Origin of the sequence: Microbacterium sp. T2.11-28 (assembly GCF_950097975.1) — a bacterium.
In the GTDB taxonomy this organism is placed as follows: domain Bacteria; phylum Actinomycetota; class Actinomycetes; order Actinomycetales; family Microbacteriaceae; genus Microbacterium.
Map to the genome: position 1 here is coordinate 175,185 of NZ_CATNHF010000029.1, position 23,495 is coordinate 198,679.

The 23,495-nt window shown below is 71.6% G+C and carries 26 protein-coding genes; 14 read left to right on the forward strand and 12 right to left on the reverse strand.

All coding sequences use genetic code 11. The features are described from left to right. Positions 1–110: 110 nt before the first annotated feature. Positions 111–707 carry a hypothetical protein gene (locus tag QQZ13_RS13380; RefSeq protein ID WP_284529819.1) on the forward strand — a complete coding sequence of 199 codons (597 nt, stop codon included), beginning with the start codon at positions 111–113 and terminating at the stop codon, positions 705–707. Positions 708–737: 30 nt separating this feature from the next. On the opposite strand, the gene QQZ13_RS13385 is transcribed toward QQZ13_RS13380, so the two are convergent. Beyond that, positions 738–1,016, reverse strand: coding sequence for a helix-turn-helix domain-containing protein (locus QQZ13_RS13385; RefSeq protein ID WP_284529820.1), 279 nt, complete (start codon positions 1,014–1,016; stop codon positions 738–740). 145 nt (positions 1,017–1,161) lie between these two features. Here QQZ13_RS13385 and QQZ13_RS13390 point away from each other — a divergent pair, with 145 nt between their 5' ends. The 9 genes from QQZ13_RS13390 (at position 1,162) to QQZ13_RS13430 (ending at position 8,793) form a co-directional block, all read left to right on the forward strand. Beyond that, the gene (locus QQZ13_RS13390) at positions 1,162–1,788 is read left to right on the forward strand and encodes an SAF domain-containing protein (protein ID WP_284529821.1); all 627 of its coding nucleotides are present in this window, start codon (positions 1,162–1,164) and stop codon (positions 1,786–1,788) included. After that, entirely contained in the window at positions 1,785–3,032 is a 1,248-nt protein-coding gene (locus QQZ13_RS13395; protein ID WP_284529822.1) for a hypothetical protein, read from the forward strand. The genes QQZ13_RS13390 and QQZ13_RS13395 overlap by 4 nt, the downstream gene beginning before the upstream one ends. Positions 3,033–3,053: 21 nt before the next feature. Continuing rightward, positions 3,054–4,547, forward strand: a complete 1,494-nt coding sequence (locus tag QQZ13_RS13400; RefSeq protein ID WP_284529824.1) for a sensor histidine kinase — start codon at positions 3,054–3,056, stop codon at positions 4,545–4,547. Positions 4,548–4,625: 78 nt separating this feature from the next. Then, positions 4,626–5,042: a hypothetical protein gene (locus QQZ13_RS13405; RefSeq protein WP_284529825.1), complete on the forward strand. Its 417-nt coding sequence runs from the start codon at positions 4,626–4,628 to the stop codon at positions 5,040–5,042. A gap of 107 nt (positions 5,043–5,149) precedes the next feature. Beyond that, on the forward strand, positions 5,150–5,548 hold the full coding sequence (locus QQZ13_RS13410; RefSeq protein WP_284529827.1) for a hypothetical protein: 399 nt from the start codon (positions 5,150–5,152) through the stop codon (positions 5,546–5,548). After that, complete coding sequence (locus QQZ13_RS13415) at positions 5,545–6,054, forward strand: hypothetical protein (RefSeq protein ID WP_284529828.1); 510 nt, start codon at positions 5,545–5,547, stop codon at positions 6,052–6,054. Before QQZ13_RS13410 ends, QQZ13_RS13415 begins: the two co-directional genes overlap by 4 nt. Next, entirely contained in the window at positions 6,054–6,917 is an 864-nt protein-coding gene (locus QQZ13_RS13420) for a hypothetical protein (RefSeq protein ID WP_284529830.1), read from the forward strand. Before QQZ13_RS13415 ends, QQZ13_RS13420 begins: the two co-directional genes overlap by 1 nt. After that, a complete protein-coding gene (locus QQZ13_RS13425; protein WP_284529832.1) occupies positions 6,914–7,651 on the forward strand; it encodes an ABC transporter ATP-binding protein in 738 nt (245 codons plus the stop codon). Before QQZ13_RS13420 ends, QQZ13_RS13425 begins: the two co-directional genes overlap by 4 nt. Next, entirely contained in the window at positions 7,648–8,793 is a 1,146-nt protein-coding gene (locus tag QQZ13_RS13430; RefSeq protein WP_284529834.1) for an ABC transporter permease, read from the forward strand. Before QQZ13_RS13425 ends, QQZ13_RS13430 begins: the two co-directional genes overlap by 4 nt. A gap of 49 nt (positions 8,794–8,842) precedes the next feature. On the opposite strand, the gene QQZ13_RS13435 is transcribed toward QQZ13_RS13430, so the two are convergent. Continuing rightward, positions 8,843–9,091 (reverse strand): WhiB family transcriptional regulator, encoded by a 249-nt coding sequence (locus QQZ13_RS13435; RefSeq protein WP_036295594.1) that lies wholly within the window; start codon positions 9,089–9,091, stop codon positions 8,843–8,845. Positions 9,092–9,345: 254 nt separating this feature from the next. Here QQZ13_RS13435 and QQZ13_RS13440 point away from each other — a divergent pair, with 254 nt between their 5' ends. Further along, on the forward strand, positions 9,346–9,759 hold the full coding sequence (locus QQZ13_RS13440) for a histidine kinase (protein ID WP_284529838.1): 414 nt from the start codon (positions 9,346–9,348) through the stop codon (positions 9,757–9,759). Here the strand turns inward: QQZ13_RS13440 and bcp are convergent. The 3 genes from bcp to aroA all read right to left on the reverse strand — a co-directional run bounded on the left by bcp (position 9,742) and on the right by aroA (position 12,692). Further along, positions 9,742–10,206: a thioredoxin-dependent thiol peroxidase gene (gene bcp, locus QQZ13_RS13445; protein ID WP_284529839.1), complete on the reverse strand. Its 465-nt coding sequence runs from the start codon at positions 10,204–10,206 to the stop codon at positions 9,742–9,744. The two genes, QQZ13_RS13440 and bcp, sit on opposite strands and share 18 nt — an antisense overlap. A gap of 76 nt (positions 10,207–10,282) precedes the next feature. Next, positions 10,283–11,329 carry a ribosome small subunit-dependent GTPase A gene (gene rsgA, locus QQZ13_RS13450; RefSeq protein WP_284529841.1) on the reverse strand — a complete coding sequence of 349 codons (1,047 nt, stop codon included), beginning with the start codon at positions 11,327–11,329 and terminating at the stop codon, positions 10,283–10,285. 16 nt (positions 11,330–11,345) lie between these two features. Beyond that, entirely contained in the window at positions 11,346–12,692 is a 1,347-nt protein-coding gene (aroA, locus tag QQZ13_RS13455; protein WP_284529842.1) for a 3-phosphoshikimate 1-carboxyvinyltransferase, read from the reverse strand. A 72-nt stretch (positions 12,693–12,764) separates the two neighbouring features. Between aroA and QQZ13_RS13460 the strand changes: the two genes are divergently transcribed. Continuing rightward, on the forward strand, positions 12,765–13,451 hold the full coding sequence (locus QQZ13_RS13460; RefSeq protein ID WP_284529843.1) for a sigma-70 family RNA polymerase sigma factor: 687 nt from the start codon (positions 12,765–12,767) through the stop codon (positions 13,449–13,451). After that, positions 13,448–13,693: a zf-HC2 domain-containing protein gene (locus tag QQZ13_RS13465; RefSeq protein WP_284529845.1), complete on the forward strand. Its 246-nt coding sequence runs from the start codon at positions 13,448–13,450 to the stop codon at positions 13,691–13,693. The genes QQZ13_RS13460 and QQZ13_RS13465 overlap by 4 nt, the downstream gene beginning before the upstream one ends. A 3-nt stretch (positions 13,694–13,696) precedes the next feature. Here QQZ13_RS13465 and QQZ13_RS13470 read toward each other — a convergent pair whose 3' ends face one another. From QQZ13_RS13470 to QQZ13_RS13495, 6 genes are all read right to left on the reverse strand, one after another. Then, positions 13,697–14,557, reverse strand: a complete 861-nt coding sequence (locus QQZ13_RS13470) for a hypothetical protein (protein ID WP_284529846.1) — start codon at positions 14,555–14,557, stop codon at positions 13,697–13,699. Beyond that, positions 14,554–15,117, reverse strand: a complete 564-nt coding sequence (locus QQZ13_RS13475) for a hypothetical protein (RefSeq protein ID WP_284529847.1) — start codon at positions 15,115–15,117, stop codon at positions 14,554–14,556. The genes QQZ13_RS13470 and QQZ13_RS13475 overlap by 4 nt, the downstream gene beginning before the upstream one ends. Next, positions 15,110–15,715, reverse strand: a complete 606-nt coding sequence (locus QQZ13_RS13480; RefSeq protein ID WP_284529849.1) for a hypothetical protein — start codon at positions 15,713–15,715, stop codon at positions 15,110–15,112. Before QQZ13_RS13480 ends, QQZ13_RS13475 begins: the two co-directional genes overlap by 8 nt. Before the next feature lie 69 nt (positions 15,716–15,784). Then, positions 15,785–17,038: a hypothetical protein gene (locus QQZ13_RS13485; RefSeq protein ID WP_284529851.1), complete on the reverse strand. Its 1,254-nt coding sequence runs from the start codon at positions 17,036–17,038 to the stop codon at positions 15,785–15,787. Further along, on the reverse strand, positions 17,038–17,343 hold the full coding sequence (locus QQZ13_RS13490) for a hypothetical protein (RefSeq protein ID WP_284529852.1): 306 nt from the start codon (positions 17,341–17,343) through the stop codon (positions 17,038–17,040). The genes QQZ13_RS13485 and QQZ13_RS13490 overlap by 1 nt, the downstream gene beginning before the upstream one ends. A gap of 71 nt (positions 17,344–17,414) precedes the next feature. After that, on the reverse strand, positions 17,415–18,314 hold the full coding sequence (locus QQZ13_RS13495) for a diacylglycerol kinase (protein ID WP_284529853.1): 900 nt from the start codon (positions 18,312–18,314) through the stop codon (positions 17,415–17,417). A 101-nt stretch (positions 18,315–18,415) separates the two neighbouring features. Here QQZ13_RS13495 and QQZ13_RS13500 point away from each other — a divergent pair, with 101 nt between their 5' ends. Beyond that, positions 18,416–19,708: an APC family permease gene (locus tag QQZ13_RS13500; protein WP_284529854.1), complete on the forward strand. Its 1,293-nt coding sequence runs from the start codon at positions 18,416–18,418 to the stop codon at positions 19,706–19,708. An 18-nt stretch (positions 19,709–19,726) separates the two neighbouring features. Here QQZ13_RS13500 and QQZ13_RS13505 read toward each other — a convergent pair whose 3' ends face one another. Beyond that, positions 19,727–23,449: a multifunctional oxoglutarate decarboxylase/oxoglutarate dehydrogenase thiamine pyrophosphate-binding subunit/dihydrolipoyllysine-residue succinyltransferase subunit gene (locus tag QQZ13_RS13505; RefSeq protein ID WP_284529855.1), complete on the reverse strand. Its 3,723-nt coding sequence runs from the start codon at positions 23,447–23,449 to the stop codon at positions 19,727–19,729. Between the last annotated feature and the right edge of the window lie 46 nt (positions 23,450–23,495).

A 23,495-nucleotide genomic window follows, 5' to 3' on the forward strand; every position in this document is an offset into this window, starting at 1 on the left:
GCACGTCGACGGCGGTATGAGAAAGCTCCAACCTGTGGACCCCCGCGAGGCCGGTCCACGCCTGTGGAACAGCGACGAGGGCATCCGGCCGCATCGCCTACGCTCTGGGCGTGCGCTGGGACCGCTTCTTCGAAGATCTGGAAGATCAGCTCGACTCCGAATGGGAGGCCGAGCGGGCCGCGCTGGACTCCGAGGCGGAGCGCCTGCGGCTGTCGCGCATCACCCTTCGCGAGCGCCTCGTCGCCGTGGCGGGGGAGGGCGAGGGAGCGGTGTCGTTCGAGCTGTGCGACGAGACGGTGCTCGTCGGGCGGGTGAGCGCCGTCGGCGCCGACTGGGTCGCCGTCGCCCCGGAGCCGCGAGGCGACGCCGTGCTCGTGCCCCTGAGTGCGGTGGTCGCCCTCGGGCTCACCCAGATCGACCTCGTCGGCAGCGCTCGCGGCGCCTCGGCGGGTCCGGCGCTGCGACGTCGCATGACCTTCGGATTCGTGTTGCGCGACCTCGCCCGGAAGCGCGTCCCGGTGAGGGTGCAGATCGCCACCGGCAGATCGCTCACCGGCACGATCGACCGGGCGGGAGCGGACCACTTCGATCTCGCTCTCCACGACGCGGGCGCCCCGCGGCGGCGCGGCGAGGTCGCCGGCTACCGCCTGGTGACCTTCGCCGCGGTCGCCAGTGTGCGCCCGGAAGCCCCGGCCGCGCTTCCCTGATCCGATCGACCGTCGTCCGCGATCAGCGGGTCAGTCGCCGTGCGCGCCGCCGCGTCCCCACAGCTCCGGGAAGCTCGCGGCGTTGGACTCGCGCCACAGCGCCATGCGCCGCGCCTCCTCGGTCTGCTCCTCGACGTACTCGTCGACGCTGTCCTCGGCGATCCGCCAGCGCGGGGGAGAGCCGAGCTTCGCGCCGCGCAGCCGGCCGTCGAGGATCAGAGCCACGACCTCGTCCGTGTCGATGCTCAGCATCTCCGCGACCTGCGCGGCGCCGAGCATGCGCACGTCGGGGCGAGGCGCTTCGGGCATGACGCCATTATCCGCTCGCGGCTCATGCTGCGCCATGGGGTGCGGCGACTGTGGAGAAAACGTCCCGCGGCACCGCCCGCCCGGAGTCTCCCGCCGGTTGTGGACAGTCCCGACGGCGCCGGCGCGATCCCGCCACCATGGGGCGATGAGCTCCACCGACGCCCGTCCACGCCCGCGCGCCTTCTGGGCGGATGTCCGCTTCCTTCTCGGGATCGTGCTCATCATCGGATCCGTCGCCGGTGTCTGGGCTGTCGTGATCACCGCGCGCCAGACCGCTCCCGCTCTCGCGGCGGCGCGCACGCTGGTGCCCGGCGAGGCCATCTCGCCGGATGACCTCCACGTCGTCGACGTCGCGCTCGGCGCCGCTCGCGGAGGCTATCTGTCTCCCGACGCTCTGGAGCCCGGGGCGGTCGTCACCCGCACCATCGAGCGCGGCGAGCTGATCGCGCGCGCCGCAGTGGGGAGCGCCGATGCGGCGCGGGTGACGACGGTGGTGCTTCCCGTGGCCGGCGATGTGCCGGTCGCGGTCAGCGCCGGGACCGTGGTCGAGGTGTGGGCGGCGCCGCAGCTCGAGCGCGGCACGTACGGCACGCCCCGCGTGCTCGTCCCGTCGGCGACCGTCCTGTCGGTCACGCGCGGAGACACCGTGATGGGGGGTGGGGAGACGTCGCTCGAGCTCGTGATCGCCCGCGTCGACGTCTCGGCCGCCCTCGCCGCCCTCGCCGACGGCTCGCGGCTCTCCGTGGTGCCGCTGTCGGGGCTGCTGCCGTGAGGGTGGTCATCGCCGGCGGAGCGCGCGGGCGCGCGCTGGCCGAGGATCTGCGGATGGAGGGCGTCGAGGTGATCGCGGTCGTCGCGGCCACCGCGCCTGCCGCGGTGGTGGCCGACGCGACCGCCGACGCGGCAGCAGCCGGACTGGTGGCGGCCCTCTCGTCGGCCGACGTACTGGTCGTCGACGCGGACCGCGCCGCGCTGACGGCGGCGCTGGTGGCGGCGTGCGACCGTTTCGGGGTGCGCATCGTCGCGCGGTGCACGCGCGCGTCAGACCGGCGGCTGGCGGAGCGATTCGGGGTCCGCGCCGTCGATGCCGATGCGCCGGCGCGCGAAGTGATCGACCCGGCGGCCGGGGACTCGACCCGGCCGGTCGGCCGCGGCCGTGGCCGCGTGATCGTGGTGTGGGGGGCCGCCGGGTCGCCGGGGCGGACGACGCTCGCCATCGGGCTCGCGGCTGAGCTCGCCCGCGACGGCCGCCGGGTCGCCCTCGTCGATGCGGACTCGCACGCGCCGTCGGTCGCGCTGGCGACGGGGCTGGCGGATGAGGGCCCGGGGTTCGCGGCGGCATGCCGCCAGGCCGCGCGAGGCGCCCTGTCCGTCGACGAGCTCGAACGGATATCCCTGCCGCACGGCGGCCTCAGCGTCCTCACCGGGATCAACCGTCCGGGGCGGTGGCCGGAACTGTCGGTGGAGCGGGTGCAGGCCGCGCTCACCGTCTGCCGGGACTGGGCCGATGATGTCGTCGTCGACGTCGCGGCGTCACTCGAACTCGACGAGGAGATCGTCAGCGATCTCGACGGGCCGCGTCGCAACGCCGCCACCCTGGGCGCCCTGCGGGTCGCCGATCTCGTCGTCGCGGTCGTCGCGGCCGATCCGGTGGGGATCTCCCGCTTCGTCCGCGCGCATTCCGAGCTGCGGGCCGTGATCGGGGCGACTCCGGTGCGGATCCTCGTCAACAAGACGCGGCCCGGTGTGCTCGGGCTCGATCCGCGCACCCAGGTGCGTCGGGCGATCGAGCGCTACGCCGGCGCGGGGGAGATGTGGTTCGCACCTGCCGACGCGCGGGCCGTCGATGCCGCGCTGCTGAGTGCGCAGCCCGTACTCCGGGCCGCTGGGCGCTCGGCGCTCACGGCGGCGATCCGCCGCTTCGTAGGTGAGGCCCTCGAGCCGCCGCCCCCGCCCCCGTCGCCGCGCCGGAGGCGACGACGACCATCGCGGCGGCCGGTCGCACCGCGCGTGTGACGAGGTCGGTAGCCTGGAGTCGTGTCGACACTCAGCGATCTCGTCTACGCCCAGGGCCGATCCAGCGAGGCGGACGTGGAGTGGCTCCACCGCCTGGCCGGTGACGGCCAGCTGCTCGCCGACCTCGCCTTCGCCGACATCGTGATCTGGGTGCCGACCGACGACGATTCCTTCATCGCGGTGGCCCACACCCGCCCGTCGGGGGCGGCGACGCTCTTCTATCGCGACATCGTCGGTGACCGGGTCCGTCCGCAGTGGCGCACGCAGGTGAGGGACGCCTTCACACAGCTGAGGATCGTGGATTCCGCCTCGCCCGACTGGTTCGAGGAGACGCCGACGCGGGTGCGCGCCGTGCCGATCGTCCGCGCACGCGCCACCGCCGACAGCCCGGCAACGGTGGTGGGCGTCCTCACCCGGCACACGAACCTCGGTGAGGCTCGGACGCCGTCGCGGCAGCAGATCACCTTCAACGATTGCGCCGACGACCTGTTCGGCATGATGGCGGCCGCCGACTTCCCGGATCTCGCCGCACCGACCTCGCCCCGGCGCGGCGCGCCGCGCGCGTCGGACGGGCTCATCCGTCTCGACGTGGACGGCGTCACGACGTTCGCGAGCCCGAACGCACTGTCGGCGTTCAACCGCCTCGGATTCGACGACGAGCTCGAGGGCGAACCGCTCATCGAGGTCGCCACCGCGCTCCTGCCCGCCTCGCGACAGTTCGACGAGTCCCTGCCGATCGTCATGGCCGGCCGCGCGCCCTGGCGGGCCGACATCGAGGCGCGCGGCGTCACGGTGTCGCTGCGGACGATTCCGTTGAAGGACCACGGCACCCGCATCGGGGCGATCGTGCTCTGCCGCGACGTCACCGAGATCCGCCACCAGGAGCAGGAGCTCATCACGAAGGACGCGACGATCCGCGAGATCCACCACCGCGTCAAGAACAACCTGCAGACCGTCGCCTCACTCCTGCGGATCCAGTCCCGCCGCACCCACTCCGACGACGCGCGCGACGCCCTGACGCAGGCCATGCGCCGCGTCTCGGCGATCGCCGTCGTGCATGACACGCTCTCGGAAGGCCTCGCGCAGAACGTCGACTTCGACGACGTCTTCGACCGGGTGCTCAAGCTCGTCGCAGAAGTCGCGGCCTCGCCCAATACCCGGGCGCGGACTGTGAAGACCGGCACCTTCGGCACTCTGCCGAGCGAGTACGCCACGCCGCTCGCGCTCGCGCTCACCGAACTGGTCACCAACGCCGTCGAGCACGGCCTGGCCGATCAGGAGGGCGAAGTGGAGATCATCGCGGAGCGCACCGACGAGGAGCTCGGCGTGCGCGTCCGGGACACCGGAGTCGGTCTGCCTGAGGGGCAGGTGGGCCGGGGACTCGGCACCCAGATCGTCCGAACGCTCATCCAGGGCGAACTGGGCGGGACCATCGACTGGCACACCATCCTCGGCTCGGGCACCGAGGTCACGATCGAGATCCCCCTGCGCTATATCGATCGCCCCGGGGGCTGAGGGCCGCCGTACGGCGATTCGCCCGGCAGACTGTGGAGAACATAAGCGTGCTTTCATGAGTCGTGCTTTCATGCATACATGAGAGCAATCAAGAAGCCGTTGGCCGCAGTCGTCATCACCGCGGCGATCGTCCTCGGGGTCGCCGTCCCCGCGCACGCGTACTACTACAGCAACGTCTGGGGTGAACTGAACGGCCGCGGGTTCGTCGTGAACTATCAAACATTCCGGGACCACGTCTCGACCACCCGACCGCGTATGTATCTGGACAGGGTGACCGCGTTCAACTTCCGCCTGTGGATGAGGGACAACGACGGAGTTCGCGTGTCTGACCGCGCGCTCTTCCATACCACCGGGCAGACCACGTATTGGTACTCGTCGACCGGATCGACCGTCATCCCCAGTGGGCGCTACAAGCTGTCGGGTCAGATGATGGGCGAGCTTCAGGGCAGCTTCGACCCGATCAAGATCCGCTGGCAGGGAGACATCACGTGGTGACGGCTCAACGTAGGCACTCGGGAGCGACCAGGACGTTCGTCGGTCTCGTGCTCGCTGTTTCTGCGCTCCCAGGATGCACTTCCGGCGTCGTCACGCAGGAGGGCTTCATGTCCTACGACGAGATGCGCGATGAGTACGACCGGACGCTTGAGGACTTTCCGGCCGACCTTCCGTTCCCCGAGGGTGTGCCCACCCACCCGTCGCTCGAGAGCCAGATCGTCGCAGACCCAGAGACCACTGATCTCTTCGAGGTGGGTTCCGGCTCGGGACAGGCATACGTGTACTGGGAGTGCACGTGGATGATGCAAGTGCTGGCTGCGGACGGTGTGGGGGAGAAGGCCGATCAGGGGTTGGACATGTTGGAGTCCGCGCTTGACTCCGACATGCGTGCGAGACACTTCGACGACTCCAGCGGGGTCTGGGAGAACCAAGTGCTTCGGAGTGCTCGGCAGGGCGACCTGAGGCTGCTGAAGGACTTCGCGGTCGGTTGCGAGGGGGATTCGTGAAGCCTGCCGGTCTTTTCGGCCGCGTCGGCGGCTTCGGCGTCGTCCTCTGCCTTCTGATGACGAGCCTCGCGGGCTGCGATGCCGATGCCGTCACGCAGGAGGGCTTCATGTCCTACGACGAGATGCGCGCGGAATACGACCGCACGCTCGAGAACTTCCCAGACGACCTGCCGTTTCCCGAGGGGGTCAACACTCATCCGCCGCTGGAGAGCCAGACCGTGACCGACCCTGAGACGACCGATCTCTTCCAAACCGGATCGGGGGAGAGTCAGGCATACATCTACTGGGAGTGCACGTGGATGGTGCAGGCGCTCGAAGCGGGCGACGACCGGGCGAGGCTCGACGAGGCGCTCGACATGCTCGAGTCGGCCCTGGACTCCAGATTCCATCGCCTCTACTACGAGGATCCCGGCCGGGTGTGGGAGCTCGAGGTCCTCGGCGGGGCGCGGACGGGCGACCTGAGCTCGTTGAAGGACTTCGCCGTGGGTTGCGACGTGGAATCCTGATGGCCGCCCGTTCTGTCGACAGCGCACGCGCGCTCGGCTCCGCGGTCGCCGCGATGCTCCTGGGCTGTCTCCTCTCAGCCTGCATCGCTCCTTCGGCGCCGCCATATGCCGACGACGCAGAGGCGTCCAAGGCGACGCTCACGACCGAGACGGTCGAACGGCGCACCTTCGACACGGTGCTCTCACTTCCGGGCACGGTCGTGTCGGGGATGACGTTCCAGGTCACGGCCCCGGCGTCCGGGGGTTTCGTCGAGCACGACGACACGCTGGCGGTGCGGCTCGGCTCGGGGCGCGAGCTCCCCGTCGGAGCACGCGCCCGGATCGAACGACTCCTCGTCGAACCGGGGGCCGAGGTGGTCGCCGGGCTTCCTCTCGCCGAAGCGGTGCACGAGGGGTTCGCCCTGCGCGCCCCGGTGACGGGGGAAGACCTGCTGCGGCTGGCGGCGTCGACGGAGGGACTGGCCGACCTCGACGTGCCCGGGAGGGCAGAGGGCGAGGTGCTCGGCTCCTCCGGACCGTTCGCCTGCGACCTCGTGGACCCCGTGCCGAGCTCCGCCGACCCCGCCCTTGTCCAGGAAGGTGACTCCTTCCTCGCCTGTGCCATCCCGGCGTCCGTGCGCGTCCTCACGGGGATGACCGGACAGCTCGTCGTCACGCTCGCCACCCACGAAGACGTCCTCTCGCTGCCGCTGGAGGCGGTCGCCGGCACCATCGACCGTGCCCGTGTCTCCGTGAGAGAAGGCGACGAGATCGTCGAGCGCGAGGTCACTCTCGGCGGGTCGAACGGGTACGTCGTCGAGATCGTCGACGGCCTCCGCGAAGGCGACGAGGTGCTGGTCCCGAGCCCGAGTCTCCTCGAATGACCCGCGATGTCCTCCGCCTGGTGCAGGGCACGAAGGTGGTCGGCGGGCGGCCCGTGCTCGACGCGACGAACCTGACGATCGCCGCAGGCGAATCGCTCGCCGTGATCGGCCGGTCCGGAAGCGGGAAGAGCACGCTGCTGTCGGTGCTCGGACTCCTCGACGACCTCACCGACGGGGAGCGATGGCTGTGGGGAGAGCGAATCGAGGCTCTCGGTGAACGAGATCGTGCCGTACTTCGGGCCCGGCGCCTCGGGTTCGTCTTCCAGAACTTCCGGCTGATCGACTACCTCACCGCCGCGAGCAACGTCGCCGTGCCGATGGATGCCGCCGGGCACCTGAAACCGGTGCAGCGCCGCCGGCGGGCGGACGATCTCCTCGGCGAGCTCGGCCTCGCGCATCTGCGACGGCGCCGCCCACGCGAGCTCTCCGGTGGCGAGCAGCAGCGGGTCGCCATCGCCCGGGCGCTCGCGTGCGAGCCCGACCTGCTCCTCGCCGACGAGCCCACGGGCTCGCTCGACGAAGCGACGGCCGCCGATGTGCTCCGGCTCCTCCGGCAGGCCACGCACGAGCGCGGCTGCGCCCTGCTCGTGGTCACGCACGACCCGGGGGTCGCCGCGCAGATGGGCACCGTCCGCGAACTCGCCGACGGCCGTCTGCACGAGGTCTCGGGCACGCGGGCTGAGAGGACTGAACGGGCTGAGCGGGCGGGACCGTCGGTCGAGGTGGTCCCGTGAAGACGCTCCGCCTCGCCGGTCAGCTCCTCCGCGGGCACGCGCGGGGCCATCTCCTCACGATGGTCACCCTGCTGCTCGGTCTCGTCGGGATCGTCACGGTCGCCGGCGCCTCCACGACGATGGCGCGCACGATCGAGCACCAGTCCGCACTGGAGAGCGGCCATCGTGTCACCGTCACCGCGTACCTGTACGCGACGGCGTCCCCGGTGGATCTGCAGCGACTGACGGCGCAGTTGCAGCGCCGAACGCCGGAACAGGCCGCGGTGGCGCCGGTCGTGCGACTGCCGACCCTGGCCGTCACCGCTCCGCAGCACCTCGTCGAGACGCAGGTCGTGCTGACCACGCCCGCGCTGATCGCGGTGCGACGCTGGCCGGTCCTCGCCGGCGCCTGGCTCGACGACACTGCGTCGCTCGTGCCGACGGGCGTCGTGAACCGCGCGGCGGCGGGTCTCGGCGCCGGCATCGGCGACGTCCTGCGGACCGACGACGGGACCGGTGTCGTGATCCGGGGCATCGTCGAGGACGGGCTGCGCGACCCTTGCGTCTACGTACGCCTGGAAGAGCATGCCGGCGCGGTGGTGCTCAGCGATGACCGGACCTCGGCCCTGACGGTCTCCGCCCCCGGACTCGACGCCGCCGTCGTGCGCGAGGTCCTCACGGGCATCGAGAGCATCGCCGGTTCCGCTCTCGTCGAGCGCGTCGAACGCACCGATCGGCTCGACGAGCTCCTCGCCGAACTGAGCGCGGCGACGATCGCCTTCGTCGTCGTGGGGACGTTCAGCGTGCTGTCCCTGACCGTCGGCATCCTCAACATCGGCCTGTCGCGCTCACGCGAACGCGCGTGGGAGCTCGCGTTGCGCCGAGCTCTCGGAATGCCGCGTCCGGCGCTCGCGCTGGCGATGGTGATCGAGTCGCAGGTCGTCGCCGGCGCTGCGGCAGCGGCGGCCATCTCAGTCTCGGTCGTCGCCCATCCGGCCATGGTGTCGGCCATGGCGACACTTCCCGACACGGCGGCGTCGAGCTATCCGGTCGATGCCGCCGTGCTCGGACTCGGCGTCGGGGCGCTCGCCGCGGCGATCGGCAACATCGCGCCGGTGGCGCGCATGTGGCGCCTGCCGATGTCGATGATCATGCGGCTCTGAGAGCCCGCTGGGACGGACGACGCCGGACGGCACACCGTTCGGAGAGGCGTCAGGAGGCGCGGCGCGCGCGGGCGGCGCGGCGCTTGAGAGCGCGGCGCTCGTCCTCCGACAGACCGCCCCACACGCCCGAATCCTGACCGGACTCGAGGGCGTACTGCAGGCAGATCTCGGTGACCGTGCACCGCGCGCAGACGGCCTTCGCCTTCTCGATCTGGTCGACGGCGGGTCCGGTGTTGCCGACGGGGAAGAAGAGTTCCGGGTCGACGGTCAGGCAGGCGGCTTTGTCGCGCCAATCCATGGTGTGGTGCTCCTTGATGCGGGATGAAGTTCGGGTGGGACGGACGCCGGGTGGACGTCGATTACCCTGGAAGTGTGCGAGCAACTGCTCGCCCCACTGCGCTGTGGGAGCACACGCTTCATCAATCGTCCCATGCGGCGGCAGGTGAATCAAGGGTGAACATGGCATTTCCAGACCAGTTTGCTGTGCGTGGCCTTAAAGGCCGGCACGGTCGCGCGACGCTCCGCGCACCGATCCGAGGAGTCCTCCGGCCCATGCGCACCCGTCCCGTCGAGCGTTTCGCCGCCGTCGCCTTGGGCGCCGAAGGGGCGGGTCTGTTCGTCCTGGCGGGATGGGAGATCGTCGCCCTCGTCTCCGGCGACACCGAGTCGGTGGCCAGCTCGATCGCGCTGATCGTCCTCACGGTCGTCGGGGCGATCGCGGTCGTCGCCTTCGGAGTCGCGGTCTGGCGCGGGAGCTCCTGGGGGCGCAGCGGCGGAATCGTCACCCAGCTGCTGGCGCTCGCCGTCGCGCTCGGCGCACTCACCGGCCCCGACCCGCAGCCCGGCTTCGCGGCCGCGCTGGCGGTGCCGGCCGTCGTCGTGCTCGCGGCCCTGGTCGCGAGCGCCCGGGCCGCCGGACGCCGCATGCGCGCCGCGGAGGCGGAGGGGTCAGACGCCGAGCAGTGACCGGATCCGGGCGACGTGCCCGGTGGCCTTCACGTTGTACAGCGCGTGCTCGATGGTCCCGTCCGGGCCGATCACGAACGTGGAGCGGATGACGCCCTCGACGACCTTGCCGTAGTTCATCTTCTCGCCCCACGCGCCGTAGGCGTCGTGCACCCGGTGGTCGGGGTCGCTCAGCAGGTCGTAGGGGAGGCTGTCACGCGAGCGGAACTCGCGCAGCGTGGCGGGGTCGTCGCGGGACACGCCGAGCACCGTGTAGCCGGCGGCCTGCAGCGGGGCGAGGCTGTCGCGGAAGTCGCACGCCTCGGTGGTGCAGCCCGGGGTCATGGCAGCGGGGTAGAAGAACAGGACGACGCCCTGCCCGCGCAGCGCGTCGAGCGACACCTCCCGCTCGTCCTGGTCGACCAGGGTGAAGGCGGGAGCGGGGGAGCCGGGTTCGAGGCGGGTCATGCTCCCAGGATAGTGAGCGCACGGCGCTGCAGGGTTCGCCGCAGGCTTGCCGCCGGGTTCGCCGCGGGCACGCGGGTCAGGGCCGGGCGAAGGTCGCCAGCAGGCGCTGCAGGGAGTCCAGCCGCGCGGCGCCGCGGTCGCCGAGGCGCCCCTCGGCGACGGCCTCCACGATCGCACAGTCGGGAGCATCGGGCAGGTGCGTGCAGCCGCGCGGGCACTCCTCGGCCACGGCGGCCAGATCGGTGAAGGCGCGGAGGATGTTCGCGGGATCGACGTGACCCAGGCCGAACGACCGCACACCCGGCGTGTCGATCACCCACCCCTTGCCCGCTGGGCTCTGGTAGCGCAGAGACACGGTGGAGCTCGAGGTGTGGCGTCCTCGACCGGTGACCTCGTTGACGTGCCCAGTCGCGCGCGCCGCGTCGGGCACGAGGGCGTTGACCAGCGTCGACTTACCCACTCCGGAGTGTCCGACGAAGACGGTCGAGTGGCCGACGAGGCGCTCGCCGATCCGATCGACCGGCATGTCGCCGTGCCCGCTCGTGAACACCTCGAGGTCGTCGAGCCCCTCGAAGTGGCGGAGGAACCCGCTCGGGTCGGCGAGGTCGGTCTTCGTCACGACCAGCAGCGGCCGGATGCCGGCGTCGAGGGCTGCGATGAGGTAGCGGTCGACGAGGCGGGGCCGGGGCTCCGGGTCGGCTGCGGCCACCACGACGAGCATCTGGTCGGCATTGGCGACGACCACTCGCTCGACCTGATCGGTGTCGTCGGCGCTGCGGCGCAGGAGCGAGGTGCGCTCCTCGATCCCGACGATGCGCGCCAGCGTGCCGTCGTCTCCGGAGGAGTCGCCGACGATGCGCGCCCGGTCTCCGGTGACGATCGGCTGCTTGCGCAGCTCGCGTGCGCGGGTGGCCGACACCTGACGCTCGTCGGGGCCGTCCTCGTCCACGAGGACGGTGTACCGGCCGCGGTCCACCCCCAGCACGCGGGCGATGCGCGCATCGGCGTGGGCGGGGCGGCGCTTGGTGCGCGGCCGGTTCGCCTTCGGGTTGGGGCGGACGCGGACGGAGGACTCGTCGAAGTCCGACTCGTCGTCGTCGTCGTAGTCGTCGAGCCAGCTCATCGCCGCCGTCGACCGCTCACGCGTCGCCTGCCAGCATCGCCCGCCACAGTTCGGGGAATTCGGGCATGGTCTTCGCGGTCGTGCCGATGTCGTCGACCTCGACTCCCGGCACGCGCAGGCCGATGATGGCCCCCGCCGTCGCGATGCGGTGATCGTGGTGCGCGCGCCAGAGCCCGCCGTGGAGCGGGGCGGGGGTGATGCGGATGCCGTCGGGGAGCTCCTCCGCGTCGCCGCCGAGCGCCCGAAGGTTCGACACCAGCGCGGCGATGCGGTCGGTCTCGTGGCCGCGGATGTGGCCGATCCCATGCAGAGTCGACGGGGCGTCGGCGAAGGCCGCCAGGGCGAACAGCGTGGGCGTCAGCTCGCTGGCCGCCGTGAGGTCGAGGTCGACACCGGCGATGCGGTCGCCGGCGGTGACCGTCAGCGCGCCGCCGCGGCGCGAGGTGCGGGCGCCGATGAGGGTGAGGATGTCGGTGAGGAGTGCGCCCGGCTGCGTCGAGGTCGCCGGCCACGCCGGGATCGTGACGGCGCCGCCGGTGAGGATCGCGGCCGCGAGGAACGGCGCCGCGTTGGACAGGTCGGGTTCGACGCTGGCGTCGCGCCCGCGCGGGGTGCCGGCGGGCACCAGCCACTCGTGGGGCTGCGCGTGCTCCACGTGCACGCCCCGGCGTGCCAGGGCCTCGACGGTCATGTCGATGTGCGGGAGGCTCGGGAGCCGGGCTCCGGAGTGCAGCAGGTGCAGGCCGACGTCGTACCGCGGAGCGGCCAGAAGGAGCCCCGAGACGAACTGGCTCGACGTGCTCGCGTCGATGGTGACCTCGCCGCCGCGGATGTGGCCGCGCCCCTTCACCGTGAAGGGGAGCGCCCAGTTGCCGCCGTCGTCGATGTCGACGCCGATCTCGCGGAGAGCCTTGATCATCACGCCCATCGGGCGGTGCAGCGCGCTCTCGTGCGCGGTGATCGTGACGTCTCCCTCGGCGAGACCGGCCAGCGGGGCGATGAAGCGCATCACCGTGCCGGCCTGTCCGCAGTCGATGACGACATCGCCGCGGAAGGAGCTCGGCGGGGTGACGCGCAGGTCCGGGCCGAAGGGTCCGGACGCGGGGAGCTCCTCGATCTCGACGCCGAGGGTGCGCAGCGCATCGATCATGCGCGCCGAGTCGTCGGAGTGCAGCGGGGACATCAGAGTGCTCGGGGCATCGGCGAGGGCGGCCAGCACGAGCTTGCGGTTGGTGAGCGACTTCGAGCCCGGAACGGTCACGGTGGCGTGCACCGGGACGTCTCGGGTGGGCGCCGGCCAGGCACCCTCGACGGCCGCGGCGTCGGCGGCGGAGGGAGGCTGGGAATACCCGGACGCAGTCATCGGGTTCTACCCTAACGAACCCCGTCGTCCCGCCCGAGTGAGACCCTCGGACATCCCGCTGTGAGGAGCGTCATGATCGCCACGCTGCCATCGGTGTACGACGTGGTCGGCGACGTAGACTGGCGCCTGATGGAACACGAGGCGGCGACAGACCCGCAGACCACCGAGGACCCGCAGACGGCCCCGGAGCCCAGAGACCAGTTCGAGGAGCAGGCGCTCCCGTTCATGGATCAGCTCTACGCCGCCGCGATGCGGATGACGCGCAACCCCGCCGACGCCGCCGATCTGGTGCAGGAGACCTTCGTCAAGGCGTTCGCGTCGTGGGCGTCGTTCACGCAGGGCACGAACCTGAAGGCGTGGCTGTACCGCATCCTCACCAACACGTACATCAACACGTATCGGAAGAAGCAGCGCGAGCCCTACCAGGGCACGATCGACGACCTCGAGGACTGGCAGCTGGGCGGCGCGGAGTCGACGACCGCCACCAGCTCCCGCTCCGCCGAGGCGGAGGCGATCGACCACATGCCGGCGTCGGCGGTGAAGGACGCGCTGCAGCAGATCCCCGAGGACTTCCGCCTGGCGGTCTACCTCGCGGATGTCGAAGGCTTCGCGTATCAGGAGATCGCGGACATCATGAAGACCCCGATCGGCACGGTCATGAGTCGCCTGCACCGTGGCAGGCGACTGCTTCGTGACCTGCTCGCCGATTATGCGAGAGAGCGTGGCATCGACGTGCCCGCGACGAGGAGCACGAAATGAGCGACTGCGGCTGCGACAAGGCGAGGAAAGACCTCGAGGAGTACCTGCGCAACGAGGTGTGCAAGACCGAGCACGCCGACATCAAGGAGCACCTGGACAACTGCCCGGCCTGCCGCGAGGAGGCCCTGGTGGCCACGACGCTGACCGCCGTGCTCGCCCGTGCGTGCAAGGAGACGGCTCCCGAGCAGCTGCGCGACCAGGTGCTGAGCCGACTGCGCGCCGAGCAGGCCGCGCACCACTGATCCTCAGGCCTCGCCGCGGTCCCGGTGGGTCGGCGGCAGCCACGCGCTCGTGTGCCCGAGGATGAGGTAGGCGCCGGGGATGGCGTCCGGATCGTCGTCGACGGCCGGGTTGCCCGTGGAGCGCAGCAGCGCGAGCGCCGAGGTCCGCAGAGCCTTGACCCCGTCGACGTCCACGCCGGCCTCGCGCAGCTCTCGCGCCGCGCCGTCGAGGAGGCGCGCGCGCTCGGCGGCGACCTCGGCGCTGACGTCCAGGTACGCGGTCTCGAGGCCGTCGTCGATGAGCTGCGTCCGCTCGCGATCGCGCCGACCCCGGAGATAGACGAGGACGGCCGCGACCGAGCCGGCCGCGCCGGTGAGGAACAGCGCGGGCAGGGGCGCTGCGGTGATCACGGCGCCGACGACGGCCACGCCGACCACCAGCACCGCCGAGACCTGCGCCTGGAACAGGGTGCTGCGCACCACGGGCTTGCCGGCGACGCTGAGCGCCACCGCGAGCTGGAGCAGCCCGATCACCGCGGTGGCGACCGCCGCCGCGGGCTCCGTGCCGTCGGTCCCGAGCCGCAGCGACGCGAGGAGCGCGATCGGCGCCACCGGGGCGAAGGTGAGCAGGAAGACCAGCAGCGAGTGCCAGCCGCTCAGCTGCGGCCGTCGTCCGCCGAAGCGCTCGCGCAGCAGTGCGGTCACCCGTCCGCGGGCGCGGGCCGCGACCGCATTGGACTCCGTCACGAGCCGGTCGCGCAGGCCGTCGAGCCCGGCGACGGTGAGCACCGCGTACTCGATCAGCTCGCGGTGTGCGGTGCCGGGCGAGACGAGCTCGTCGCGCACCTCGGCGGCGCGGGCGGCCAGGGGGTGCGGCTCGGTCATCGGCTCTCCAGTTCGAGGGTGGGCAGGAGCTGCTCGGTGAGCGCCATCGCGACCGCGCCCGCTTCGGGGCTCAGCGGCGACAGCTGGCCGACCGCCAGCCGTCCGTGCAGATCGAGCACATAGGTCGTCCGCACCCAGCCGAGCGTCGTCGCCGGAGAGGGGTCCGCCGTCGGGGGCTGGTCGTCGTCGGAGAAGAGCACGGTGACCCGCCATCCCGACACCGGCCCCTCCGGCAGCGCCGTCGTGGTCGGCGGCCACGGCGACGGCGTCACCGTGAGGGCGAGCTCCTCGGCGCGACCGCGGTCGGAGAACGCCGGCGCGTCGGTGACGATGAACCCCAGCGTCGCGTAGAGGCCGGACACCGGCTCGCACAGCAGGAGCACCAGCGCGTCGCCGGCGGCTTCGCGAGCGGTCATGGCCAGATCGGCCGCCAGCAGGATGCGCGCCGACTGCTCATCGGTCCTGCCCTCCAGGAGCGCCCGAAGCCACTCCTCGGCATCGGCCTCGGCCGGCACGACCGACCACAGGCGCGGGTCGGCCTCGACGGACAGCTCAGGCATCGCGCTTCCAGCGGACGGTCGCGACGATCGCGTCGCACAGCGCGCTCATCGTCGCGACACCGGTCGGGTCGACGGTGACACCGCCGGCCGAGGCGAGGATGCTGGCCTGGAACAGCAGACCGCGGTGCTCGGTGCCGGGGGCGGGGAGCAGGTAGTTGATCGTCAGGATTTCGGCCGCGCCGTCGGAGAATCCGGCGGTGGACGTCTGCGTCCAGCGCAGGATCGTGGCACCGTCGTCGAGTGGAGCGGCACCCCGGGTGGCGATGAGGTGGCGGCCCGCCTCGGCCAGGCTGCGTCCTCCCGGCGCGTCCATGCGTGCCGCCACGAGTGAGACCGGCAGATAGTCCGTCTCCGCCACGTCGGCCTGGGCGAACAGGCGCACGAGGTCCGCACCACCGCGTCGGGCGGAGGCGAACACCTCGTCGATCACGGGGCGGAGGGCGGTCCGCTGAGCCGCCGACAGGCGCCCGAGCGACTGCTCGGCGCGCGCGCGGAGCACCTCGGGGTCGGGATCGAAGGCCCCCCAGCCGTCGGGCAGCACCAGGGCGAATCCGGGCAGCCCCGCGGTGGGCTCGACCAGTTCAGCACGCAGAGACACGGGGCTCCGATCCTGAGACGGGGGGCACGGCGGACGCGAGAGGCACGGTGATCGAGTCTACGGGGACCGTCAGTCGAACGACTTGGCCACGCTGACCAGGGTCGGCATGACGGTCGCGTACGCCTGGGCGGCTCCGCCCAGTGCCTCGGTGAGGCTCTGGGGCATGCGGCCGGGCGCGAAGCCCGCCAGTGCGCGCCACCCGTTGCCCCAGCTGCCGGTGAGGGCGAAGGTCTCCTTGACCATGACCGGCGAGTAGAAGAGCCGGAACATGTTGCGCGTGTTGAGTCCGTGGGGCGTGCCGCGCACGAACAGCTGCGGCATCCGGTTGGCGAGGACGCCGTCGAGGGCGCGGAAGGCGTTGCGGGCGTCGACGAACTCGGAGGCGAACAGCCGCACCGTGCCCGACAGTCGCGGGAACCGCGCGCCGGCCGAGGCGAACGAGCCGAGCCGGCCGAGACCGGCGAGCTTGCCGAACGGGAGGATGGCGACGGCCGACAGCGCGACCTCCTGCCAGCTGCCGCGGCCCGTCGACAGTCGCGCGAGCTCGCCGAGCAGCGAGATCACGCCCACGATGACCGCCAGCGCGGCGGCGATCGCCGCCAGGGGGCCGGTGACCACGAAGGCGACGATGATGAGTGCGACGCCCACCCACATCAGCACGGTCAGCAGCCCCTCGACGAACGGCATGGCGTCGTCCCAGAACCCGTCGGAGACGCCGTCCTCGTTGGCGCCCTGCAGGCTCGAGAGCGTGGAGTCGTACGACGCCTCCCACCGGGCCACGGGCGCGTCGTACTGCCCGCGGTAGGTCTCGAAGGTCTGGAGGGCGGCGTCGAAGCTGCTCTGCTCCGCGCCGCTGGAGGGGCGGGTGCCGGTCTGCTCGACGTCGTGGTTCTCGTTCCAGTCCCACTCCTGCTGGTCGCCTTCGGCGGCCGAGAGCCGCCGGGAGGCCTCGTTGACGCGGTCCCACGCCGAGGCGGCCTGGGTGACCAGGCTGTCGGTGGCCGACTGCACGGTCTCCAGCGCCGTCGCGTAGCGCACCAGCGCACGACCGCTCGGCAGATACCGCTCGCCGGCCGTGCGGAGGTCGGCGTAGACCTCCTTGGCCTGCTCGCGCACCGCTTCGAACGACTCGCCGCTGCCGATGGTGCCGTCGGCGAAGAGCTCGAGCGTCCGCGCCGCCGACCGCATCATCTCGCCCTGCTCGACGATGTCCTCGCCGCGCCGGCGGATGGGCGAGGGCTCGCCGTCGATCCGCTCGATGTCGCGCCCGTCCGCCGTCGCGGGCATGTTCTCCCGCTGGTACCAGTAGCCGTCGTGAGCCATTACTCCGATGCCTCCATGCTGCGGGCCAGTTCTGCGTCGGCCTCTTCCCAGTTCTCCCGCGCCTCGTCCAGGCGCTTCTTCATCTCCTCGAGGTGGCGGCGCTGCGTCTCGCGCTTGTCGTCCCACTTGGCCTCGAAGTCCTCCGCGGCGGACTGGAGCGAGCCGCGGCCCTGCGGCCGGCCGATCGCCTCGGTCAATGCGTGGGTGCGCGACGACGCGTTCTCGTACTCCGCGATGATCGCGCCGAGCGCCTCGCTCAGCTCCGCCATCGACTCGAGCGGAATGTCTACGCCTTCACCGGCCATCGGTCCTCCTCCTGGCTCGTGTCCATCCTAGGAACGCCGCACGAGGACCACGATGGGGAGAACTCCCCGGTTCAGGCGGTGAAGACCGAGAGGGCGGCCGGAACGGCCTCGACGCGCATCGGCAGCGAGCCGATCGGGTCGCCGTCGGCGTAGGCGGTCATCCCGGGTGAGGAGACCTGCACGGCACGCGCGCGCCGGATCGTCACGTGCGGCGAGTCCGCGTGGGTGCCGGAGTACACGCGGCGGAGCAGGCGCAGGAGGGTCACGCGCCCGGCCCGACGCACGAGCGTCACGTCAAGCAGGCCGTCGTCCAGGACGGCGCCCGGGCAGATCGGGATGCCGCCGCCGTAGGTGGGGCCGTTGCCGACGGAGGCCAGCAGCAGCGGGCCGTCGATGATCTCGGTGCTCCCATCCGCCTGCTCGAGCTCGACGTGGAAGGGGAGATCCCGCAGGCGGAGGAACTCCACCAGGACGGCGATGTCGTACCGGACGTGTCCGCGCGGCCAGCGCATCGCGTTCGCGCGGTCGTTGACCTTGGCGTCGAATCCGCTCGCCAGCACGGTCGCGTACAGCCGGCTGCTGCCGTCTGCGCGTGTCGCGCGGGCCAGATCGATGCGCCGGGTCCGGCCCGCGATCACCGCATCGGCCGCCGCGTCGGCGTGCAGCTCCCGCAGGCCGACCGCCGCGGCGAGGTCGTTGCCGGTGCCCACCGGGATCACCCCCAGCGGCACGCCCGTGCCGGCGAGCTCCTGGATGGCGAGGTTGACCGTGCCGTCACCGCCGGCGACGAGCACCGCATCGGTCCCCACCTCCAATGCGGCGCGAAGGAGCGCCGACGAGTCGGCGGCGCTGCCGCCCGAGATCACCCCGACGCGCATCCCCGCACCGCGCAGCCGCGCGGCGGCGCGCTCGGCCGCATCCGAGTGGGCGCCCGAGCGGGCGGCCGGGTTCACGAGCAGCGCGACGTCCATGTCGGTCCTGTCTGGGTGGTGGGGCGGTGCTGGCAGGAATGCGCACCGAGACGACCGTTTTCCGCGAGCCGGGAGTCGGGGGTGCTGGACAGGATGGTGGCATGAGCTCCGACCGCCTCGCCGCCGACACGCCCGCAGCCTCCCGCGGCGGCATCGGGCTGGTCCAGGGTACGGCGCTGTACGTCGCGTCCGTCCTCGGCACGGGCCTGCTCGTGCTGCCCGGTCTCACGGCCGGCGTGGCAGGGCCGGGGAGCATTCTCGCCGTCGTCGCCGTTCTCGGCTTGTCGGTGCCGCTGGCCGGGGTGTTCGCCGTGCTCGCCGCCCGCTATCCCGACCCCGGCGGGGTCGCCAGCTACGTGCGTCGCGCTCTCGGAGCGACCGCCGCCCGCATGACCGGGTACTGGTTCCTGTTCGGAGTCTGCGCGGGCGCGCCGGTGGTCAGCGTGCTCGGCGCCGAGTACGTCGTCGCCGCACTCGGTGTCGACCGCGTCGTCGTCCCGCTGCTGGCCGCAGCCATCTTCGTTCCGCCGTTCGTCCTCAACGCCCTCGGGGTGCGGGTGGCCGGATCGGTCCAGTTCGTCCTCACCGCGCTCCTCCTGGCCGTCGTGGTGTTCGTCGTGGGGCTCGGCGCGCCGTCGGTCGATCCGGCGCGGCTGACCCCGTTCCTGCCCCACGGCTGGGCGGGCGTCGCGACGGCGGTGAGCATGTTCGTGTGGGCCTTCGCCGGGTGGGAGGTGGGCACCCACATCTCCGGCGAGTTCGCCCGGCCCCGCCGCGACATCCCGATCGCCACCGCGATCGCCCTGGCTGTGACCGGCGGCTGCTACCTGATCCTGCAGGTCGTCACGGTCGGCGCGCTCGGCGCCCGGGCCGGGGAGGGTCAGGTCCCCCTGCTCGACCTCGCCCGTCTGGGGTCTCCGCGCCTCGGCCCGATCGCGGTGGGCATCATCGCCGCCATCGTGGCTCTCGGGGTCCTGAACGCCTACCTGGCCGCCTTCGCCAAACTGGGTGCCTCGCTGGCCGACAACGGCGACCTGCCGCGCTGGTTCTCACCCGGAGTGGAGCACGGCGGCATCCCGCGTCGGGCCCTGGCGCTCACGGGCGCCGTGACCGCGCTGTACTTCGCTCTGATGGTCGCCACGGGGCTGGAGCTGACGCCGTTCATCCTCGTCCACACGAGCAGCATGGTGGCGATCTACGCCGTAGGCATGGTCGCCGCCGTGCGGCTGCTCCCGCGCGCGTCGCCCGGCTGGTGGATGGCGGTCGTCGCGGCGGTGCTGTGCGCCGGGATGCTGGCGCTCGCGTGGGCCTCGCTCCTGCCCGCCCTCGGCCTCGCGGCGGCGGCGGTCGTCGTCACCGCCGTCCGCCGCGTCGGCGGCCGCCTCACACGCTGACGGCCGCCGCGACGGTGTTCAGAGGCTCAGCGCCGACTCGAGGATCGTCGCCTGCTCCATCGCGTGCACCTTCGGCGAGCCGGTGGCCGTCGATGCGGCCGCCGCGCGTGAGATGCGCCGGATCGTGCGCCCGCGGAGGTGCTTGACGACCTCCAGGGCGATGAACGGCCAGGCGCCCTGGTTCTCGGGCTCGTCCTGCACCCACACCAGCTCCGCGTCGGGATACGTGTCGAGGACGGCGTTCAGCTCGTCCACCGGCGCCGGGTAGTACTGCTCCAGCCGCACGAGCGCGACGCCGGGGTTCGGGTTCTTCTCGAGCTCCGCCTTGAGGTCCCAGTGGATCTTGCCCGAGTGCAGCAGCACGCGGCGCACGGCGCCCTTGTCGACGCCGCGGTCGTCGTCGAGCACCGGCTCGAACCGACCGGTGGTGAAGGCGTCCACCGGGCTGGTGGCCCCGCGCAGGCGCAGCATCGCCTTGGGCGTGAACACGATCAGGGGGCGTCGCGGACGCGCGTAGGCCTGGCGGCGCAGCAGGTGGAAGTACGAGGCCGGCGTCGAGGGCCGCGCCACGGTCATGTTGTCCTGCGCGCACAGCTGGAGGTAGCGCTCGATGCGGGCCGACGAGTGGTCGGGTCCCTGGCCCTCGTAGCCGTGGGGGAGGAGGAGCACGACGCTCGACTGCTGGCTCCACTTCTGGTCGGCCGCCGAGATGTACTCGTCGATGACCGACTGCGCGCCGTTGGCGAAGTCGCCGAACTGGGCCTCCCACAGCGTGAGGGTGTCGGCGCGCTCGACCGAATACCCGTACTCGAACGCCATCGCCGCGTACTCGCTCAGCAGCGAGTCGTAGACGTAGATGCGGCCCTGGTTGTCGCCCAGGTTCGCCAGCGGCAGCCACTCCTGGCCGTTCACGCGGTCGTGCATCACCGCGTGGCGCTGGACGAAGGTGCCGCGTCGCGCGTCCTGGCCGGCGAGGCGGACGTTGGTGCCCTCCATCAGGACCGAGCCGAACGCGAGGAGCTCGCCGAACGCCCAGTCGATCCCGCCGTTGCGGCTCATGTCGTTGCGCTTGTCGAGCAGCTGCTGGAGCTTCGAGTGGACCGTGAAGCCCTCGGGCCGGTTGACGAACGCGTCGCCGATCTGGGCCACGACCTCGGCGGAGACCCCGGTCGTCTCGGGCTCGCCGACGGCTACGTCGACGGTGGTCGACGGCGTGACGATGCCGGTGGAGCCGGTCTCGGCCGCGTGGGTCTCGGCGAAGGCGATTTCGAGGCGGTTCTGGAAGTCCTGCTTGGCCTTCTCGTACTCCTCCTCGGTGATGTCGCCACGGCCGACGAGCGACTCCGTGTACAGGCGCCGCACCGAGCGCTTCGCCTCGATGAGGTTCGTCATGAGGGGCTGGGTCATCGACGGGTCGTCGCCCTCGTTGTGCCCGCGGCGGCGGTAGCAGACGAGGTCGACGATGACGTCGCGGTGGAACTCCTCGCGGTAGCGGAACGCGAGCTCGGCGACGCGGACGACGGCCTCGGGGTCGTCGCCGTTGACGTGGAAGATCGGCGCCTGGATGGTCTTGCCCACATCGGTGGGGTACACCGACGAGCGGCCGTCCTGGGGGAGCGTGGTGAACCCGACCTGGTTGTTGACGACCACGTGGACGGTGCCGCCCGTGCGGTAGCCGCGCAGCTGCGACATCTGCAGCGTCTCGACCACCACGCCCTGACCCGCGAAGGCCGCGTCGCCGTGGACGAGGATCGGCAGCCACGAGAACGAGCCGATGGGCATCCGGTCCTGCTTCGCGCGGACGATGCCCTCCAGCACGCCGTCGACCGTCTCGAGGTGCGACGGGTTCGCGGCGAGGTACACGGGGAGCTCCGCCCCGGCGTCGGAGACGAAGGTGCCCTCGGTGCCGAGGTGGTACTTCACGTCGCCCGACCCGCTCTTCGAGCCGATCGCGACGGATCCCTCGAACTCGCGGAACACCTGACCGTAGGTCTTGCCGGCGATGTTGGTCAGCACGTTCAGGCGGCCGCGGTGGGCCATGCCGATGGCGGCGCCGTCGAGGCCGGCGCCCGCCGCACCCTGCAGGATCTCGTCCAGCAGGGGGATGAGCGACTCGCCGCCCTCGAGGCTGAAGCGCTTCTGCCCCACGTACTTGGTCTGCAGGAAGGTCTCGAACGCCTCCGCCTGGTTCAGCTTGTCGAGGATGCGCAGCTGCTCGTCGTGGCCGGGCTTCTGGTACTTGACCTCGACGTTGTCCTGGAACCACTTGCGCTGGCCCGGGTCCTGGATGTGCATGTACTCGATGCCGATGGTGCGGCAGTACGAGTCGCGCAGCACGCCGAGGATCTCGCGCAGCTTCATGGTGCGACGGCCGCCGAACCCGCCCGTGACGAACTCGCGGTCGAGGTCCCAGAAGGTGAGGCCGTGCGACTCGATCTCGAGGTCGGGGTGCGTGCGCTGGACGTACTCGAGGGGATCGATGTCGGCCATCAGGTGGCCGCGGACGCGGAACGAGTTGATGAGCTCCTGCACGCGCGCGGTCTTGTCTACCCGCTCGGCGATGTCGACGTTGATGTCGCCGGCCCAGTGGATGGGCGCGTACGGGATGCGCAGCGCCGCGAAGATCGACTCGTAGAAGCCCCGCCCGCCGGTGAGGAGCTCGTGGACGATCTTGAGGAACTCTCCCGAGCCGGCTCCCTGGATGACGCGGTGGTCGTAGGTGCTGGTGAGGGTGATCGTCTTGCCGATGCCGAGCTCGACGAGCGTCTTCTCGCTCGAACCCTGGAACTCGGCGGGGTACTCGAGGGCGCCGGCGCCGACGATGCAGCCCTGCCCGCGCATGAGGCGGGGGACCGAGTGGACGGTGCCGATGCCGCCGGGGTTGGTGAGCGAGACGGTCGTGCCCTGGAAGTCCGCCGCGGTGAGCTTGCCGGCGCGGGCGCGCTGGACGAGGTCCTCGTAGGAGTCGAGGTACTCGTTGAACGTCAGCGACTCCGCCTGCTTGATGCTCGGCACCATGAGGGCGCGCGTGCCGTCGGGCTTGGGGAGGTCGATCGCGATGCCCAGATTGATGTGGGCGGGCGCGACCACCGACGGCTTGCCGTCGACTTCGGCGTAGTAGACGTTCTGGCTGGGGAACGCCTTCAGCGCCTGGATGAGCGCCCAGCCGATGAGGTGGGTGAAGCTCACCTTGCCGCCGCGGGTGCGCGACATGTGGTTGTTGATGACGATCCGGTTGTCGATGAGGAGCTTGGCGGGCACGGTCCGCACGCTCGTGGCCGTCGGCACCGTGAGGGACTCGTCCATGTTGGCGGCGAGGGCCTTGGGCATGCCGCGCAGGGTCGTCACGACGTCCTCGCCGGCGGTCTGCGGCGCCGAGGGCGCCGACTTGGGCGCCTGGGCGGGGACGGGCTGGGGCGACGCGGGCCGTGCGGTCGTGCGCGCCACGGGCGGCGCGCCGATCACGGGCACCGGGGCGGTCACCGGCCGGGCGTCGGCTGCGGGGGCGGCCGCGGGTGCTGCCGGGGCGGCCGCTGGAGCGTCGTTCGCCGGGGCGGCCGGTGCGGCGGCGTCCGCCGGCTCGCCCGCGTCGGGCTTGTAGGCGTCGAGGATCGGCCACCAGGCCTGGTCGACCGAATTGCGGTCCTGGGTGTACTGCTCGTACATCTCCGCGACGAGCCACTCGTTGGCTCCGAATTCGCCGTCGCTCGATGTTCCCACGCCGGTCACCTGGCTGGACACGATTCTCCTGCTTTCATCGGTGAAGATCAGATGGTGCGCAGGCCCG

What these genes read in the sequence shown, in the direction of transcription:
- QQZ13_RS13385 (WP_284529820.1), bottom strand. Translation starts at nt 1,016, where the DNA reads ATGCCCGAAGCGCCTCGCCCCGACGTGCGCATGCTCGGCGCCGCGCAG.
- QQZ13_RS13390 (WP_284529821.1), top strand. Translation starts at nt 1,162, where the DNA reads ATGAGCTCCACCGACGCCCGTCCACGCCCGCGCGCCTTCTGGGCGGAT.
- QQZ13_RS13405 (WP_284529825.1), top strand. Translation starts at nt 4,626, where the DNA reads ATGAGAGCAATCAAGAAGCCGTTGGCCGCAGTCGTCATCACCGCGGCG.
- QQZ13_RS13410 (WP_284529827.1), top strand. Translation starts at nt 5,150, where the DNA reads ATGTCCTACGACGAGATGCGCGATGAGTACGACCGGACGCTTGAGGAC.
- QQZ13_RS13420 (WP_284529830.1), top strand. Translation starts at nt 6,054, where the DNA reads ATGGCCGCCCGTTCTGTCGACAGCGCACGCGCGCTCGGCTCCGCGGTC.
- QQZ13_RS13425 (WP_284529832.1), top strand. Translation starts at nt 6,914, where the DNA reads ATGACCCGCGATGTCCTCCGCCTGGTGCAGGGCACGAAGGTGGTCGGC.
- QQZ13_RS13435 (WP_036295594.1), bottom strand. Translation starts at nt 9,091, where the DNA reads ATGGATTGGCGCGACAAAGCCGCCTGCCTGACCGTCGACCCGGAACTC.
- QQZ13_RS13440 (WP_284529838.1), top strand. Translation starts at nt 9,346, where the DNA reads ATGCGCACCCGTCCCGTCGAGCGTTTCGCCGCCGTCGCCTTGGGCGCC.
- bcp (WP_284529839.1), bottom strand. Translation starts at nt 10,206, where the DNA reads ATGACCCGCCTCGAACCCGGCTCCCCCGCTCCCGCCTTCACCCTGGTC.
- rsgA (WP_284529841.1), bottom strand. Translation starts at nt 11,329, where the DNA reads ATGAGCTGGCTCGACGACTACGACGACGACGACGAGTCGGACTTCGAC.
- aroA (WP_284529842.1), bottom strand. Translation starts at nt 12,692, where the DNA reads ATGACTGCGTCCGGGTATTCCCAGCCTCCCTCCGCCGCCGACGCCGCG.
- QQZ13_RS13460 (WP_284529843.1), top strand. Translation starts at nt 12,765, where the DNA reads ATGATCGCCACGCTGCCATCGGTGTACGACGTGGTCGGCGACGTAGAC.
- QQZ13_RS13465 (WP_284529845.1), top strand. Translation starts at nt 13,448, where the DNA reads ATGAGCGACTGCGGCTGCGACAAGGCGAGGAAAGACCTCGAGGAGTAC.
- QQZ13_RS13470 (WP_284529846.1), bottom strand. Translation starts at nt 14,557, where the DNA reads ATGACCGAGCCGCACCCCCTGGCCGCCCGCGCCGCCGAGGTGCGCGAC.
- QQZ13_RS13475 (WP_284529847.1), bottom strand. Translation starts at nt 15,117, where the DNA reads ATGCCTGAGCTGTCCGTCGAGGCCGACCCGCGCCTGTGGTCGGTCGTG.
- QQZ13_RS13485 (WP_284529851.1), bottom strand. Translation starts at nt 17,038, where the DNA reads ATGGCTCACGACGGCTACTGGTACCAGCGGGAGAACATGCCCGCGACG.
- QQZ13_RS13490 (WP_284529852.1), bottom strand. Translation starts at nt 17,343, where the DNA reads ATGGCCGGTGAAGGCGTAGACATTCCGCTCGAGTCGATGGCGGAGCTG.
- QQZ13_RS13495 (WP_284529853.1), bottom strand. Translation starts at nt 18,314, where the DNA reads ATGGACGTCGCGCTGCTCGTGAACCCGGCCGCCCGCTCGGGCGCCCAC.
- QQZ13_RS13500 (WP_284529854.1), top strand. Translation starts at nt 18,416, where the DNA reads ATGAGCTCCGACCGCCTCGCCGCCGACACGCCCGCAGCCTCCCGCGGC.